At 56.8% G+C, this 15,943-nt stretch carries 14 protein-coding genes, 1 tRNA gene and 1 pseudogene; 12 read left to right on the forward strand and 4 right to left on the reverse strand.

Annotated features, from left to right (window positions below; all coding sequences use genetic code 11):
* Window positions 1-130 precede the first annotated feature (130 nt).
* The 3 genes from A7Q00_RS11860 (at window position 131) to A7Q00_RS11870 (ending at window position 857) form a co-directional block, all read left to right on the forward strand.
* Window positions 131-433 carry an integration host factor subunit alpha gene (locus A7Q00_RS11860; RefSeq protein ID WP_064090741.1) on the forward strand — a complete coding sequence of 101 codons (303 nt, stop codon included), beginning with the start codon at window positions 131-133 and terminating at the stop codon, window positions 431-433.
* A complete protein-coding gene (locus A7Q00_RS11865; RefSeq protein WP_064090742.1) occupies window positions 417-761 on the forward strand; it encodes a hypothetical protein in 345 nt (114 codons plus the stop codon). The genes A7Q00_RS11860 and A7Q00_RS11865 overlap by 17 nt, the downstream gene beginning before the upstream one ends.
* 19 nt (window positions 762-780) lie before the next feature.
* A tRNA-Pro gene (locus A7Q00_RS11870) sits at window positions 781-857 on the forward strand.
* 537 nt (window positions 858-1,394) lie between these two features.
* On the opposite strand, the gene A7Q00_RS11875 is transcribed toward A7Q00_RS11870, so the two are convergent.
* The 4 genes from A7Q00_RS11875 to clpS all read right to left on the reverse strand — a co-directional run bounded on the left by A7Q00_RS11875 (window position 1,395) and on the right by clpS (window position 5,716).
* Complete coding sequence (locus A7Q00_RS11875; RefSeq protein ID WP_064090743.1) at window positions 1,395-2,171, reverse strand: ferredoxin--NADP reductase; 777 nt, start codon at window positions 2,169-2,171, stop codon at window positions 1,395-1,397.
* Between the two features lie 247 nt (window positions 2,172-2,418).
* Entirely contained in the window at window positions 2,419-2,964 is a 546-nt protein-coding gene (locus A7Q00_RS11880; protein ID WP_082887867.1) for a thermonuclease family protein, read from the reverse strand.
* A gap of 145 nt (window positions 2,965-3,109) precedes the next feature.
* Entirely contained in the window at window positions 3,110-5,407 is a 2,298-nt protein-coding gene (clpA, locus tag A7Q00_RS11885) for an ATP-dependent Clp protease ATP-binding subunit ClpA (RefSeq protein WP_064090745.1), read from the reverse strand.
* A gap of 3 nt (window positions 5,408-5,410) precedes the next feature.
* A complete protein-coding gene (gene clpS, locus A7Q00_RS11890; RefSeq protein WP_064090746.1) occupies window positions 5,411-5,716 on the reverse strand; it encodes an ATP-dependent Clp protease adapter ClpS in 306 nt (101 codons plus the stop codon).
* 450 nt (window positions 5,717-6,166) lie between these two features.
* On the opposite strand from clpS, the gene A7Q00_RS11895 reads away from it, so the two are divergent.
* The 9 genes and pseudogenes from A7Q00_RS11895 to parE all read left to right on the forward strand — a co-directional run bounded on the left by A7Q00_RS11895 (window position 6,167) and on the right by parE (window position 15,899).
* The gene (locus A7Q00_RS11895; protein WP_003822547.1) at window positions 6,167-6,370 is read left to right on the forward strand and encodes a cold-shock protein; all 204 of its coding nucleotides are present in this window, start codon (window positions 6,167-6,169) and stop codon (window positions 6,368-6,370) included.
* Between the two features lie 88 nt (window positions 6,371-6,458).
* Window positions 6,459-6,568: pseudogene (locus A7Q00_RS13805) on the forward strand (IS5/IS1182 family transposase); the annotation flags it as partial.
* A 158-nt stretch (window positions 6,569-6,726) separates the two neighbouring features.
* Window positions 6,727-8,190 (forward strand): DegQ family serine endoprotease, encoded by a 1,464-nt coding sequence (locus A7Q00_RS11900; protein WP_064090747.1) that lies wholly within the window; start codon window positions 6,727-6,729, stop codon window positions 8,188-8,190.
* Between the two features lie 88 nt (window positions 8,191-8,278).
* On the forward strand, window positions 8,279-10,198 hold the full coding sequence (locus A7Q00_RS11905; protein ID WP_064090748.1) for an ATP-binding cassette domain-containing protein: 1,920 nt from the start codon (window positions 8,279-8,281) through the stop codon (window positions 10,196-10,198).
* Between the two features lie 22 nt (window positions 10,199-10,220).
* A complete protein-coding gene (locus tag A7Q00_RS11910) occupies window positions 10,221-10,727 on the forward strand; it encodes a hypothetical protein (protein ID WP_064090749.1) in 507 nt (168 codons plus the stop codon).
* A 189-nt stretch (window positions 10,728-10,916) separates the two neighbouring features.
* The gene (gene prfA / locus A7Q00_RS11915; protein ID WP_064090750.1) at window positions 10,917-11,993 is read left to right on the forward strand and encodes a peptide chain release factor 1; all 1,077 of its coding nucleotides are present in this window, start codon (window positions 10,917-10,919) and stop codon (window positions 11,991-11,993) included.
* A gap of 60 nt (window positions 11,994-12,053) precedes the next feature.
* Entirely contained in the window at window positions 12,054-12,749 is a 696-nt protein-coding gene (locus A7Q00_RS11920; RefSeq protein WP_064090751.1) for an aspartate/glutamate racemase family protein, read from the forward strand.
* A 54-nt stretch (window positions 12,750-12,803) separates the two neighbouring features.
* Window positions 12,804-13,772, forward strand: a complete 969-nt coding sequence (gene rfaE1 / locus A7Q00_RS11925; RefSeq protein ID WP_064090752.1) for a D-glycero-beta-D-manno-heptose-7-phosphate kinase — start codon at window positions 12,804-12,806, stop codon at window positions 13,770-13,772.
* Between the two features lie 153 nt (window positions 13,773-13,925).
* Window positions 13,926-15,899: a DNA topoisomerase IV subunit B gene (gene parE, locus A7Q00_RS11930; RefSeq protein ID WP_064090753.1), complete on the forward strand. Its 1,974-nt coding sequence runs from the start codon at window positions 13,926-13,928 to the stop codon at window positions 15,897-15,899.
* Window positions 15,900-15,943: the final 44 nt, after the last annotated feature.

Raw genomic sequence — 15,943 nt, forward strand, 5'->3', positions numbered from 1 at the left:
GCATAATGCGCAGATTGCCACACAATCTGCCGCCCTGCTCTACAGATTTTGCCATATACCCCAGCATTCGCTTGATTTCTAAAAAGTAATTAGCGATAATCCGCAGCTTAGTAACTCAGAGGTAAACCCAATGACACTCACCAAAGCAGAATTAGCCGATATTCTGGTAGAAAAAGTCGGCAATATCAGCAAGAACGATGCAAAAGAAATCGTTGAACTGTTCTTCGAAGAAATCCGCGCCACTTTAGAACGTGGCGAAGAGATCAAAATTTCTGGCTTCGGCAACTTCCAACTGCGTGACAAACCGCAGCGCCCCGGCCGCAACCCCAAAACCGGCAAAGAAGTACCGATTACCGCCCGTCGGGTGGTAACCTTCCACGCCAGCCAAAAACTTAAAGGCATGGTGGAACACCACTATGGCAAACAAAACTGAACGCGCCCTGCCGCCCATTCCGGTTAAACGCTATTTCAGCCTGGAAGAATTGTGCTATCTGGCCGACATCCAGCCCGAACAATTCTTCCAATGGCAGCAAGATAACGGCATAGTAATCGGCCACGGCGGCAACCAATATACCCGGCAAGATGTGGTGAAAATCCGCAAACTAAGCGGCAGCTTCCCCACCTTTATCGACCGCTTCAATCTAAACGGACACGACAGCCTAAACCGCCCCGCGGCCAATGCTGAAGAAGTTCGGCAGGATTTGCAGGCAGTTTTAGAAAAAATCGAAGCAGTCCTTGCCAAGCCGCAAAAAACAGCTTAGAATTGCTTTTTTCAGAAGTCGGAGTGTGGCGCAGTCTGGTAGCGCACTTGCATGGGGTGCAAGGGGTCGAAGGTTCGAATCCTTTCACTCCGACCAAAAATACAAAGGCTTAACCAAAATGGTTAAGCCTTTTCTTGTTGGCTCTTCATACAATATTGCCCACCTTGCTTACAATCCCTACTTAATATCCAAGTTTATATAGTGAATTAAATTTAAATCAGGACAAGGCGGCGAGCCGCAGACAGTACAGATAGTACAGCAAGGCGAGCCAACGCTGTACTGGTTTAAATTTAATTCACTATAAACCTACTAAAGGCTACCTGAAAACGAACGCAGTGAGTTTCGCTAAAACGAACACTATGGGTTTGCTAAAACATAAGCCTCAAGCAAACTAAAACGAGTTTCAGCATAACTGGAGCTGAGTTTCTACGAAGTTAAAATCAGGTTTCCCAAAACAGGCGAATTCCTGTAAAAGTAAAATGGGCAAAACAAGTCTCGCTAAAACTCTCAACTCTTCCCTCAGTATCTGATAAAAATTGGATACTTTAGCCGATATCCAGCTATGTAGCGACTCCACTAAAAAGGCTACCTGAAATCTTCAGGTAGCCTTTTCCGCATTCACATATTCCGACCTTATTGGTCCACAAACGCACGTTCAATCAGATAATCGCCGCGCTGCCCCATTTTGGGCGACACAGTGAGGCCGAAGCCGTTGAGCACATCACTGGTATCTTTGAGCATGGCCGGGCTGCCGCACAGCATGGCACGGTCGTCCTGCGGATTAATCGGCGGCAGACCGATGTCTTCGAACAATTTGCCGCTGCGCATCAAATCAGTGAGGCGGCCTTGGTGTTGGAATTCCTCTCGGGAAACAATGGGGTAGTAAATCAGTTTCTCCCGAACCATTTCGCCTAGGTATTCGTGATTGGGCAGCTCTTGGGTGAAACGGTCGTAGTAGGCGAGGTCTTTTTTGTAGCGCACGCCGTGTACGAGGATTACTTTCTCAAACTGCTCATACATGTCCGGGTCTTTGGTAATGCTCAAGAATGGGGCGATGCCGGTGCCGGTGGAGAGTAGGTAGAGGTGTTTGCCGGGGTTTAAATCGCCGCAAATCAGGGTACCGGTGGGCTTTTTGCTGATGAGCACTTCGTCGCCGACTTTGAGGTGCTGCAGGCGGCTGGTGAGCGGGCCATCGGGCACTTTGATGCTGAAAAATTCGAGATGCTCTTCCCAGTTGGCGGAAGCCACGCTGTAGGCGCGCATCAAGGGTTTGCCGTCCACCAGCAGGCCGACCATGACGAATTGGCCGTTTTCAAAACGCAGGCTGTCGTCGCGGGTGCAGGTGAAGGTGAAGTAGGCATCGGTCCAGTGGTGTACGGACAGAACTTTTTGTGTGTTGAAGGCTGCCATATTGTCTTTCTGAATGAAGTGAATCCGCACGGCGGCGGAAAAATTTGCGAATTATAGCATTGTGTTGGCAGGGATAGGGATTTCGCAAACGATTTTGATTAAGCAGCAGCCTGGTTTTGCCCAAGCGCATTAGCTCGTTTTAGCTTCGTTGCAGCTTACATTTTAATGAAACTCACGGCTTCGTTTTAGCGAAACGCACTGCGTTCCGTTTTGGCGAAACTCACTACGTTCGTTTTCAGGTAGCCTTTCAAGGCCGGTGCTGCTGCGGCTGCCGGTGGCGGAACTGCCAAGGTGCCTGCGGAGAAGCTTGCCGCCACAGGCCGAGCCGCTGGCTTTTGGCTTGCGCTTCAGCTTCGGTATAGGCGGCATATTCGGCCGCACTCTGCCATTCGCGGGCGTAGCGGCGGTAGTGCCAGGCACAACCTTCGGCTACCTGCTGCTGGTTGATGTCATGGCCGCTCCGGCGGATTTGTGCCACTTTGCGGCCGTTGCGGTCGGTATCCATAATTGCAGCCTGCACTTGCCGATGCAGCACTTGTTCGGCCAAACGGTCGCGACAAGCTTTGCCCTGGGCTTGCTCCAATTCCGGCGCATCGATGCCGGCAAGGCGGATTTTATGCCTCTGGCCGAAGCTATCTTGCAAATGCAGCGTATCGCCGTCCCACACGCGCACCACTTCGCCGCTGATGATGTTGCCTCGGGCGGGCTCGGCACTGGCAGGCAAGGTGGAGCAGGCGGCCAAAAATAAGGCGCAACCGGCAATGCTATTTCGGACAAGGTTTACTACACTCATTTCGACAAAACCTACCATATTCGTTTTCAGGTAGCCTTTGTATAGAGAATAATCTTAATAAATCAATATTATTACTCATAACACAGGCTACCTGAAAGCAGACAAACGGCTTCAAAAAAGAAATCCCGCCTCGTTTCAAACCGAATCAGCCGTTGGCATCCGCCACTTTGCCGCGTTTGGTTTTGGCGGCCGAAAAGGCGAGGGTTACTTTGTCGGACTTGGTGTCGTAGCCGATGGTTACCTCGCCGCCTTTGCTTAGACGGCCGAACAGGAGTTCGTCGGCGAGCAGGCGGCGGATTTTGTCTTGAATCAGCCGTTGCATGGGGCGTGCACCCATTTGCGGATCAAAGCCCTGCTCGGCCAGATAGCTGCGCAGGCCGGTGGTGAAGTGGGCTTCCACGTTTTTCGCTAACAGCTGCTGCTCCAGGGCAAGCAGGAATTTGTCGGTTACCTTGGCGATGACTTCGTTGTCCAACGGGGCAAAGGAAATCACGGCATCCAGACGGTTGCGGAATTCGGGGGTGAAAGCTTTTTTCAGTGCTTCGCCCTCGTCGCCGCTCATGCGCTGGCGGGTGAAACCGAGCACGGGGCGGCTGAGGCTTTCGGCACCGGCATTGGTGGTCATAATTACGATGGCGTTGCGGAAGTCGGTTTTGCGGCCGTTGTTGTCGGTGAGTGTGCCGTAGTCCATGATTTGCAACAGGATATTGTGCACATCGGGGTGGGCTTTTTCGATTTCGTCCAAAAGCAGCACGCAGAAGGGTTGCTTGTTTACCGCTTCGGTAAGCAGGCCGCTCTGTTCGAAGCCGACATAACCGGGCGGTGCGCCGATGAGGCGGGCCACGGCGTGACGTTCCATGTATTCGGACATATCGAAACGTTGCAGCGGCACACCCAAAATGAAGGCGAGTTGGCGGGCGACTTCGGTTTTGCCCACGCCGGTGGGACCGGAAAACAGGAAGCTGCCGATGGGCTTTTCCGCCGAACCCAGTCCGGAGCGGGACATCTTAATGGCGGCAGCCAATGCTTCGATGGCAGCATCTTGGCCGAACACCATGTTTTTCAAGTTGCGCTCCAAATGGCGCAACACTTCTTTGTCGTCTTTGGAAACAGTTTGCTCGGGAATACGGGCGATTTTGGCCACCACTTCTTCAATCTGCGCAGCTTCAATCACTTTGCGCCGTTTGTCGCCGGGCAGAATGCGCTGAGCGGCGGCGGCTTCGTCAATCAAATCAATGGCCTTATCGGGCAGGAAGCGGTCGTTCAGGTAGCGTACCGAAAGCTCGGCGGCGGCATTCAGGGCGTGCTGGGAAAAGCGAATTTGGTGGAAGTCTTCGAGCGCGGGTTGCAGGCCTTTGAGGATTTCCACGGTTTCGGCCACGCTGGGCTCGGGCACGTCGATTTTCTGGAAACGGCGGCTTAAGGCGTGGTCTTTGGCGAAAATGGTGCGGTATTCGTCATAGGTGGTGGCGCCGATACAGCGCAGATGGCCTTTGGAGAGGGCGGGTTTGAGCAGGTTGGAGGCATCCATGGTGCTACCGGTGGTGCTGCCTGCGCCGATGATGGTGTGGATTTCGTCGATAAACAGGATGGAATGCTCGATTTTAGCCAGCTCTTTGAGCACGGCTTTGATGCGGGCTTCAAAGTCGCCGCGGTATTTGGTGCCGGCCAAGAGCGAGCCCATATCCAGCGCAAACACGGTGGCGCCGGCCAGCGCTTCGGGCACATCGCCGTGTTCCAAACGATAAGCCAAGCCTTCGGCCAGCGCGGTTTTGCCCACACCGGCCTCGCCCACCAGAAGCGGGTTGTTTTTGCGGCGGCGGCACAGGGTTTGCATAAGGCGTTCCAATTCCATGGCGCGGCCGACCAGCGGGTCGATACGCCCTTCGCGTGCTTCAATATTAAGGTTGACGGTATATTTAGCCAAGGCATGACGGATTGGTTTGCCTTCTTCGTCGCCTTCTTGTTCAACTTCGTCGCTTTTATCGGCTTCCGCTATGCGATCCGGCACGATACCGTGCGCGATGTAGTTGAGAATCTCGCTGCGGCCAATTGACTGCAAGCCTAGGAAATACACGGCATGGCTGTTTTTTTCCGACATAATCGCCACCAGCACGTCCACCGGCTGCACTTGCCGTTTGCCTGCCGACTGCACATGCACAATCGCACGCTGAATCACGCGCTGGAAGCCGAGCGTGGGCTGGGTGTCGCCACCGGTTGGCGAATCCTCGAGCAGTATCGGCGTATTCTCTTCGATGCTGATGGCCAGCTGTTCGGCCAAAACCGGGATGTTCGCACCGCAGCTTTGCAGCACCGCCCGTACTTCGTCGCTCTCCTGCACCAGTGAGAGCAACAGGTGTTCGATGCCGATAAACTCATAGCGCTGCATGCGGGCGTCGGCATAGATCACCTGCAAAATGCTTTCCAGCTCTTTCGACAACATGGCTCACACCTCCTCAACCGTACTCAGCAGCGGATGGCCGGCCTGCCGGGCAAGGTTTTGCACTTGCTGATGCTTGGTATCAGCAATATCTTTTTGGTAAACACCACACAGGCCTTTGCCTTCGTGATGCACTTGCAGCATCACCGCCTCCGCCCGGTTTTCAGGTAGCCTGAAAACATCAGTAAGCAAACCAACCACAAAATCCATCGGCGTATAATCATCATTCAGCAAAAATACGCCGTATTTCTTGGGCGGCGGCGCATTTTCCCGGATAACTTCCGGTCGGAGCGCCTGTTCGGTATCAGACATAACTCTAAATTCTTCAAGATGTGTTGCATTCGGCTGAAACCTTATCACCTTCCCGCCGCAGGCAAAGCCTGCCTAGGCGGCAGAGGGAAAACGATAGCTCCAAGCCTAATCGGTTTTACATTGTAAATCAAACCTGTTTGCAGGCTGCCGTTTTTCATGCAACCCAACTGCAGGATGATGCCAGCAAATTATATTCAACCACACGATGAAATACAAAATAAGGGCAAACGCTCAGATTTCTGTCTTTTTTTTGCGATTTTTAACGTTATTATTCAAACATTACTTGACTGTTAATTCCAGCTGCGCGAAACTTACTCACGCAAGCGCGGCAGGCCGGATAAATTGCTCCGGCTCGGCAGCTGAACAAACCGTTTTACCCAACACAGTCGTTTTCCTGCTTTGCCAACCCTGCTTTTTCCGATATTTTGTTTTTTAGATAGGATGTATTGTATGGCAACTGGTACTGTTAAATGGTTTAACGATGCTAAAGGTTTTGGTTTCATCACTCCCGATGAAGGCGGCGAAGATTTGTTTGCCCACTTCTCAGCCATCAACATGAATGGCTTCAAAACCCTGAAAGAAGGCCAGAAAGTTTCTTTTGAAGTAACCACCGGCCCGAAAGGCAAACAAGCCTCCAATATCCAACCGGCTTAAATAGCCGCTTATGTGAAAAGACAGGTAATGGCCTGTCTTTTTGTGCTTTCATGCCTCCCTAACTTCACTTAAAGGCTACCTGAAAACATATAGTGGATTAAATTTAAATCAGGACAAGGCGGCGAGCCGCAGACAGTACAAATAGTACGGCAAGGCGAGACAACGCTGTACTGGTTTAAATTTAATTCACTATATCTCGACAAGGCCGCAGCCTGGCTATAGCGGGTTTTACCCCGCCAAACTCACACACTCCCAACACATCCCGCCAAAACAAGGCAATCCCGCCCGGCATAGCTAATTAAATGCTTTAGTTATACAATACCTCCCCTGCCTGCCAATACAATATTGTTGTTATCATGCCCAATACCACCCGCCCCCTCTTTCCCCTCCTGCTCGCCCTGCTGCTCTTAGGCGGATGCGGCAAAGAAGAAGCCTCCACCACTGGTGATTCCGAGTTTGTCCGCACCGTGAGCGCGCCCGCAGGCGGTACCGATATGCTGCTGCCCGATTTCACCAAGCTGGTAGAACAGGAAGGCGGCGCCGTGGTTAACATTCAAGCCAGCCGCACCAATGAAAACACCACCCTGGCCGGTGGCGAAGACAATATCGACCAGCTGCCGGAAAACGACCCTTTCTCCGAATTTTTCAAACGCCTGCAACCCAGTCAATCCGATTTAGTCGAGCCTGGCGACGACGAATACAATTTCGGCTCCGGCTTCCTCATTAGCTCCGACGGCTACATCCTCACCAACACCCACGTCCTCAGCGGTATGAACAGTATCAAAGTCGTGCTCAACAACCGCCGCGAATACACCGCCCGCCTAGTCGGCTCCGACACCCAAACCGACATCGCCCTCTTAAAAATCGACGCGCAAGGCCTGCCCACCGTCAAAATCGGCGATCCCAAAACCCTGCGCGTTGGCGAGTGGGTAGCCGCCATCGGCGCACCTTTCGGCTTCGACAACAGCGTAACCGCAGGCATCGTCTCTGCCAAAGGCCGCAGCCTGCCCAACGAAAACTACACCCCCTTCATCCAAACCGACGTAGCCATCAATCCCGGCAATTCCGGCGGCCCGCTGTTCAACCTGCGCGGGCAAGTAGTGGGCGTAAATTCCCAAATCTACAGCCAATCCGGCGGCTTTATGGGCATCTCCTTCGCCATCCCCATCGATGTGGCCATGAATGTGGCCGACCAGCTGCGCCGCAACGGCAAAGTTGAGCGCGGCCGCATCGGCGTGGTTATTCAAGAAGTAAACTACGACTTAGCCAAATCCTTCGGCCTCGAAGCCGCCAACGGCGCACTGATTTCGCAGGTAACGCCCGGCGGCCCTGCCGACAAAGCCGGCCTCCAGCCCGGCGACATCGTGCAAAGTGTGAACGGCGAAAACGTAAAAGCCTCCAGCGACTTGCCCGTGCTCGTCGGCATGATGCCGCCCGGTACCCAACTCACCCTCGGCATTTGGCGCAACGGCAAACGCGAAGAAGTGCAAGTCACCCTCGGTTCTGGTAACACCGGCAGCGCCGATGCTGGCAACCAATCCGGCAGCGCCACCAATACCGATAACGGCAGCGGCTTCACCTCCGAGCCCACCGGCCTGCAACTGCGCAGCCAAGGGCAAGGCCTCTTGGTTTTGCAGGTTGAAGGCGCCGCCCAACAGGCCGGTCTGCGGCGCGGCGACATCATCTTAATGGTAAACCGTACCGCCGTGAGCGACGAAAACAGCTTCAATCAAGCCCTCAACCATGCCGACCGCACCGTTGCCCTACTCGTCCAGCGCGGCAACAGCAAACTGTTTTTAGCCTTGGAATTACACCGTTAGCCAAACCACACAGCAAAGGCTACCTGAAAAATAGTTTTCAGGTAGCCTCTTCATCTAAAAAAATTCAGATTCCCACATATCAAACAATATGATAGAAATCAACTGCCTTACCCTACAACGTGGCAGCAAGGTTCTGCTCGAACAAGCCTCCGCCCGCATCGCCCCCGGCCGCCGGGTCGGCCTCATCGGCCAAAACGGCAGCGGCAAATCCAGCCTGTTTGCCCTGATTAAAGGCGAAATCGGTGCCGACGCCGGCGACATCCGCCTGCCCCCGCATTGGAAACTCGCCGCCGTGGCGCAAGAAACCCCCGCTTTAGAAATCAGCGCCCTGGATTACGTGTTGCAAGGCGATGCCGAGCTGCAAACTTTTCAGGTAGCCCTAAAGCAGGCCGAAGCGCAAAACGACGGGCACGCCATTGCCGAATGCCACGCCAAGCTTGAAGAAATCGATGCCTACAGCGCGCCCGCCCGCGCCGCCAAACTATTAAACGGGCTGGGCTTTAGCCAGGCCGAACACAGCCGCCCCGTCAAAGCCTTTTCCGGCGGCTGGCGCATGCGCCTCAACCTCGCCCAAGCCCTCATGTGCCGCGCCGACCTGCTCCTGCTCGACGAGCCCACCAACCACCTCGACCTCGAAACCGTGTTGTGGCTGGAAAACCACCTCGCCGCCCTGCCCTGCACCCAAATCATCATCTCCCACGACCGCGACTTCCTCAACGCCGCCACCAACCACACCATCGAGCTCGCCCAACGCCAGCTGCACAGCTACAGCGGCAACTACGACTTCTACCAGCAGCAACGCGCCCAACGCCTTGCCAACCAGCAGGCCGCCTACGTTAAACAGCAGGCGCACATCCAACACCTCCAATCCTTCATCGACCGCTTCAAAGCCAAAGCCACCAAGGCCAAACAAGCCCAAAGCCGCGTTAAAGCCCTGGCCAAACTCGAGCTCGTCGCCCCCGCCCACCTCGACAGCAGCTTCAGCTTCTCCTTCCCCCCGCCCGAACACCTGCCCAACCCCCTGCTCAAGCTCGAACAAGTCGATCTCGGCTACAGCGGCCACACCGTCCTGCACCAAATCACCCTCTCGCTCGAGAGCGGCGCCCGCCTCGGCCTGCTCGGCGTCAACGGCAGCGGCAAATCCACCTTCATCAAAGCCCTTTCAGGTAGCCTCGGGCCCCAAAGCGGCCAAATCATCCGCACCGACAAACTCAAAATCGGCTACTTCGCCCAACACCAGCTCGACACCCTGCGCGCCGACCAAAGCCCGCTGTGGCACATCCAGCGCCTCAGCCCAGAAGCCAAAGAGCAAGACATCCGCAACTTCCTCGGCGGCTTCGACTTCGCCGGCGACATGGCCGTCCAGCCCGTCGCTCCCTTTTCCGGCGGCGAAAAAGCCCGCCTCGCACTGGCCGTTATCGTGTGGCAGCAGCCCAACCTGCTCCTGCTGGATGAGCCCACCAACCACCTCGACCTCGACATGCGCCACGCCCTCACCCTCGCCCTGCAAAGCTTTCAAGGCGCGCTCATCGTCGTTTCCCACGACAGAAGCCTGCTCGAAGCCACCACCGACAGCTTCCTGCTCATCGACCAAGGCTACCTGAAAACCTTCGAAGGCGACCTCAACGACTACCGCCGCCTGCGTCTGGCCCAAAGCAACCCAGAAGCCGCCCCGCCTCCTTCTGCCGCCGGACAAAACCGCAAAGACGAAAAACGCCTCGCCGCCCAAATCCGCCAACAACGCGCCCAGCGCGGCAAACCCATCCAGCAGAAAATCGAAAAAGCCGAACAGCTCATGGCCAAACTCAGCGCCGAGCAAGCCGAATGCGAAGCCTTCCTCGCCGACGAAGAAGCATATAAGGAACACAATAAAGCCAAATTGCACCAATACTTAGCCAAAACAGCCGAAGTCAAAGTACAATTAGCACAAACAGAAGAAGACTGGCTCGCCCTGCAGGAAGAACTGGAAGCCGTATATCAGGCGGTTGAGCAGGAATTCGGCCAGTAAACATTAGAAAAGGGAAAATAAAATGCAGAAAACTACATTACTTACCATTTTCGCCTTAAGCTGCCTCAGCGCAGCCGCCGGCCCCGTTTATTCCTGCGGCAACGGCAGCTACAGCAGCAAACCCGGCCCAGGCTGCCAACGCGCCGACCTGCCCACAATCGGCCGCTACAGCGCCGCCCGGCCGCGGCCTGCACCCGCGCCCGTAGCCGCCGCCCCCGCTCCGCAGCGCGCTGCCGTCGGTAGCCAGCAGGCCGCCGTATATCATGCGCCCGCCCCACAGCCCGTGGCCGCAGCCGCCCCCTCCAGCCGCACCAACAGCGGCCGGCGCATGATTCTCGAGCAAGAGCTGGCCAACGAGCGCCGCGCCCTGGCCACCGCGCAAAGAGCCCTCACCGAAAGCCGCACCATGCCCAAAGGCGACGGCGCAGCCTACCAGGCCCACCAAGCCCGCGTGAGCAGCCTGCAAAGCGACGTGCTCGACCGCCAGCAAAACATCCAAGCCCTGCAGCGCGAACTCAGCCGCATGTAGGCACAGCGGCAAACCCGGCCGCATTTGCTATAATCCTTTTCAGGTAGCCTCTATCGTTTGAGGCTACCTGAAAATTATGGCGGGTCAAAATAAGAATGAGATAAGGCCGCAAGCCGCAGGCAAAGCAGTACGGCAAGCCGACGCAGAAGCATCCTTCATTTCCAATCCGCTATATCCGAAAGAACCCACATGAAACCCTCCGTTCTCGACAAACTCCAATCCCTCTCCGAGCGGCTCGAAGAAGTCACCGCCCTGCTCAGTACCCCCGAGGCCACCGCCGACATCAACCGCTTCCGCCAGCTCAACCAAGAGCACGCCGAGCTCACCCCCGTAGTGGAAGCCTACCGCCAATACCGCCAAGCCGAAAGCGACCTTGCCGACGCCGAAGACATGCTGGCCGACCCCGAAATGAAAGACTTCGCCGCCGAAGAAATCGAGGTCGCCAAAGCCAAAATCGAAACACTGGATACCGAGCTGCAAAAACTTTTGCTGCCTAAAGACGAAGACGACGGCAAAAACATCTTCCTCGAAATCCGCGCCGGCACCGGCGGCGACGAAGCCGCCCTGTTTGCCGCCGATTTGCTGCGCATGTACACCCGCTATGCCGAGCGCAACCGCTGGCAGGTCGAAATCGTTTCCGCCAACGAAAGCGATTTGGGCGGCTACAAAGAAGTCATTGCCCGCATCGCCGGCATCGGCGCCTACGGCCGGCTCAAATTTGAAAGCGGCGGCCACCGCGTGCAGCGTGTGCCCGCCACCGAAAGCCAAGGCCGCATCCACACCTCCGCCTGCACCGTGGCCGTGATGCCCGAAGCCGACGAGCTCGAAGAAATCCAGCTCAACCCCGCCGAACTGCGCATCGACACCTTCCGCGCATCCGGCGCCGGCGGCCAACACATCAACAAAACCGACTCCGCCATCCGCATCACCCACCTGCCCACCGGCATGGTGGTGGAATGCCAAGACGGCCGCAGCCAGCACGCCAACAAAGCCCAAGCCATGAAGGTGCTCGCCGCCCGCCTGAACGACAAACAAAAGCGCGAAGCCCAGGCCAAAGAAGCCGCCGAACGCAAATCCCTCATCGGCAGCGGCGACCGCAGCGAACGCATCCGCACCTACAACTACCCGCAAGGCCGCGTTACCGACCACCGCATCAACCTCACCCTGCATAAGCTCGACTTCGTGATGGACGGCGACATGGAAGAAATCACCAACGCCCTGATTGCTGAACACCAGGCCGAGCTGTTGGCCGCCATGGGGGATTGATTTTTCAGGTAGCCAATACTGCCCACAGGCTACCTGAAACCCTCCCGAAAGAAAGACCGCATGAACACACTCGGCATCATCGGCGGCATGTCGCCCGAAAGTACCGCCGCCTACTACACCCAAATCAACCGCCTCATCAACCGGCAAAAAGGCGGCAACCACAGCGCGCCCATCCTACTCGCCAGCGTGGAATTTCAAGAAATCGTGGATTGCCAGCAGCGCGGCGATTGGCACAAAGCCGGCGAAATCCTCGCCCACGCCGCCCGCACTCTGGAGCAGGCCGGGGCAGACGCCGTCCTCCTGGCCACCAATACCATGCACAAAGTTGCCACCCCGATACAGGCCGCCATCGGCGTGCCCTTCCTGCATATTTTAGACAGCGTGGCCGAACGCATCCGCGCACAAGGCATCCGCACCGTTGGCCTGCTCGGCACACGCTTTACCATGCAGGACGCGTTCTACCGCGAAGGCCTGGCCGAACGCGGCATCCAAGCCATCGTGCCGGATGAAGGCGCGCAAGCCGAAATCCACCACATCATTTTCGAAGAGCTCTGCGTGGGCAACTTTCCCGAAAGCAGCCGCCGCTTCTATGTGCAAACCATCGAACAGCTGGCCGCCCAAGGCGCAGAAGGCATCATCCTCGGCTGCACCGAAATCGGCCTGCTGGTGCGCCCCGAAGATACCGCCGTGCCGCTGTTCGACACCACGGCAATCCACGTGCAGGCCGCCGCTGAATTTATTTTGCAGCCCACCTGACCGATATCGTTTTTCAGGTAGCCTGCCCACCCCACCCATACGAGGTTAGCCATTATGCCAACATTGCCTGCCAACCTAATTTCGCTCCTCCAATCCGCCCGCGTGCTGGTGGTGGGCGACACCATGCTCGACCGCTACTGGTTTGGCGAGGTGGAGCGCATTTCCCCCGAAGCCCCCGTGCCCGTAGCCAAAATCGGGCGCATGGATCAGCGCGCCGGTGGTGCCGGCAACGTAGCACGCAACATCGCGGCCCTGGGCGGGCAGGCAGCCTTGTTGTCGGTGGTTGGCCAAGACGAGGCTGCCAACGAACTGGAAAAAATCGTTCAAAGCAATGGCGTACAAACCTTTTTAGAACGCGATGAAACCATTGACACTACCGTAAAACTTCGTGTGCTCTCGCGCAATCAGCAGCTTTTGCGCATTGATTTTGAAGAAAAACCCAGCCAAGATGTGCTGGATCGGCTCAACCGCCGTTTCCGCAGCCTGTTGCCGGATTATGATGCCGTTATCCTTTCCGACTACCGCAAAGGCTGCCTGTTTCAGGTAGCCGATATGATTGATTTCGCCCGCGAGCACAACAAACCCGTGTTGATCGACCCCAAAGGCGACGACTACGAAAAATATGCCGGTGCCAGCCTCATCACTCCCAACCGCAACGAACTGCGCCAAGTGGTCGGCTCGTGGGAAAATGAAGTCGAGCTCACCGAAAAAGCCGAAGCCCTGCGCCGTCACTTGCAATTAAACGCCATCCTGCTCACCCGCAGCGAAGAAGGCATGAGCCTGTATGAGGCAGAGCACATCAGCCACCAGCCCACCCGCGCGCAGGAAGTGTTCGACGTATCCGGCGCCGGCGACACCGTCATCGCCACCGTAGGCCTCGGCCTGGCCGCCAAACTGGATTTGCGCCAAGCCATGCACATCGCCAATGCCGCCGCCGGCGTGGTGGTGGCCAAACTCGGTACCGCTGTGTGCAGCCAAGCCGAACTGCTCGCCGCCTTGCAGCAAGATGTCGAGGCAGGCTAAAGCCCAGCCCCATTCCCAACACAGGCTACCTGAAATTTTGTTCCACTCACTTTCAGGTGGCCTGTTTCTTGTATGCCCGGCACAGGTGGGATAGCCATAAAGCACCAATCCTAATATGCTAAAATAGGCCGGATTTAAAACGTGAACACACCCATGACCAAGCAATACTCAGAAAGCAGCATCAAAGTCCTCAAAGGCCTGGAGCCGGTGAAAGAACGCCCCGGCATGTACACCCGCACCGACAGCCCCACCCACATCTGCCAGGAAGCCATCGACAATGCTGCCGACGAAGCCCTCGGCGGCTTCGCCAGCCGCATCGATGTGGAAATCCACGAAGACAGCTCGCTTTCCGTATCCGACAACGGGCGCGGCATCCCCGTGGGGCTGCATCCCGAAGAAAACGTGCCCGTGGTCGAGCTGGTGTTCACCCGCCTGCATGCCGGCGGCAAATTCAACAAAACCAGCGGCGACGGCGCTTACGCCTTCTCCGGCGGCCTGCACGGCGTGGGCGTATCCGTAACCAACGCCCTCTCCCGCCGCCTCGAAGTGGCCGTGCGCCGCGAAGGGCGCGAATACCGCATCGCCTTTGCCGGCGGCGACGTGGTTGAGCCTTTGGCCGAAACCGGCAAATGCCCCGCCAAAGACAGCGGCACCACCCTGCGCATCTGGCCAGATGCCCGCTACTTCGAAAGCCCCGACTACGACATCGCCGAAATCGAACGCCTTCTGCGCGCCAAAGCCGTGCTGCTGCCCGGCGTAACCGTTACCCTCACCCGCCGGCGCAACGGCCTGCCCGAAACCCAAACCTGGCACTACCCCGACGGCCTGGAAGGCTACCTGAAAACTCTGCTGGCCGGGCAGGAAAACACCCTGCCCCTACTTACGTTGCAAAACCACGTTTCAGGTAGTCACCATGGCGATTTTGCCGATGGCGAAGGCGTATCCTGCGCCCTCACCTGGCTGGAAGAAGGCCGCATCGCCACCGAAAGCTATGTCAACCTCATCCCCACCCCCGCCGGCGGCACCCACGAAGCCGGGCTCAAACAAGCCCTGTTCAACGCCGTATCCAACTTCATCACCCACCACAACCTTTTGCCGCGCGGCGTGAAAATCCAAAGCGACGATGTATTCAACCGCGTCGCCTTCGTGCTTTCCGTGCGCATGCTCGACCCGCAATTCCAAGGCCAAACCAAAGACAAACTCACCAACCGCGACGCGCTCAAACTCGTAGCCGCCCTCGCCGGCGACCCCGTCGAACTGTGGCTCAACCAAAACCTCGAAGCCGGCAAGAAAATTGCCGAGCTCGCCATCAAACAAGCCCAAGAACGCATGCGTTCGGTGAAGAAAATCGAAAAACGCAAAGGCAGCGGTATTTCCGTGCTGCCCGGCAAGCTCACCGACTGTGAAAGCGAAGACATCCGTGAAAACGAGCTTTTCCTTGTGGAAGGCGATTCCGCCGGCGGCTCCGCCAAACTCGCCCGCGACCGCAACACCCAAGCCATCCTGCCCCTGCGCGGCAAAGTGCTCAACAGCTTCGAAGTGCACCGCGACCAACTCTTCGCCAACACCGAAATCCACGACATTTCCGTGGCCATCGGCGTCGACCCGCACGGCGAAGGCGACGGCCCCGACCTCTCCGGCCTGCGCTACGGCAAAATCGCCATCCTCTCCGATGCCGACGTCGACGGCTCGCACATCCAAGTGCTGCTGCTCACCCTCTTCTACCGCCACTTCCCCGAACTCATCCGGCGCGGCCACATCTACGTTGCCCAACCGCCGCTGTTCCGCGTGGACGTAGCCGCCCAAGGCAGGAAAAAAACCGCCCGCAAATTCTACGCCCTCGACCAAGCCGAGCTTGAAGGCATTCTAGAAAAACTGCGCAAAGAAGGCCTGCGCGACAACCAATATTCCATCAGCCGCTTCAAAGGCCTGGGCGAAATGAACCCCGACCAGCTCAAAGACACCACCATGCACCCCGACACCCGCCGCCTGCTGCGCGTGCATATCCCCGAGCACAGCAGCGAACCCACCCGTGAAGTGTTCGTCAAACTCATGGGCAAAGGCGAATCCGCCCAGCGCCGCAGCTGGATGGAAGCCGAAGGCGACAAAGCCGAGCTGGATATTTAGGCTACTTTCATTGAATTGAATCAGTCAGCCGAAACTGCCTACTC

Source organism: Eikenella halliae (assembly GCF_001648475.1).
In the GTDB taxonomy this organism is placed as follows: domain Bacteria; phylum Pseudomonadota; class Gammaproteobacteria; order Burkholderiales; family Neisseriaceae; genus Eikenella; species Eikenella halliae.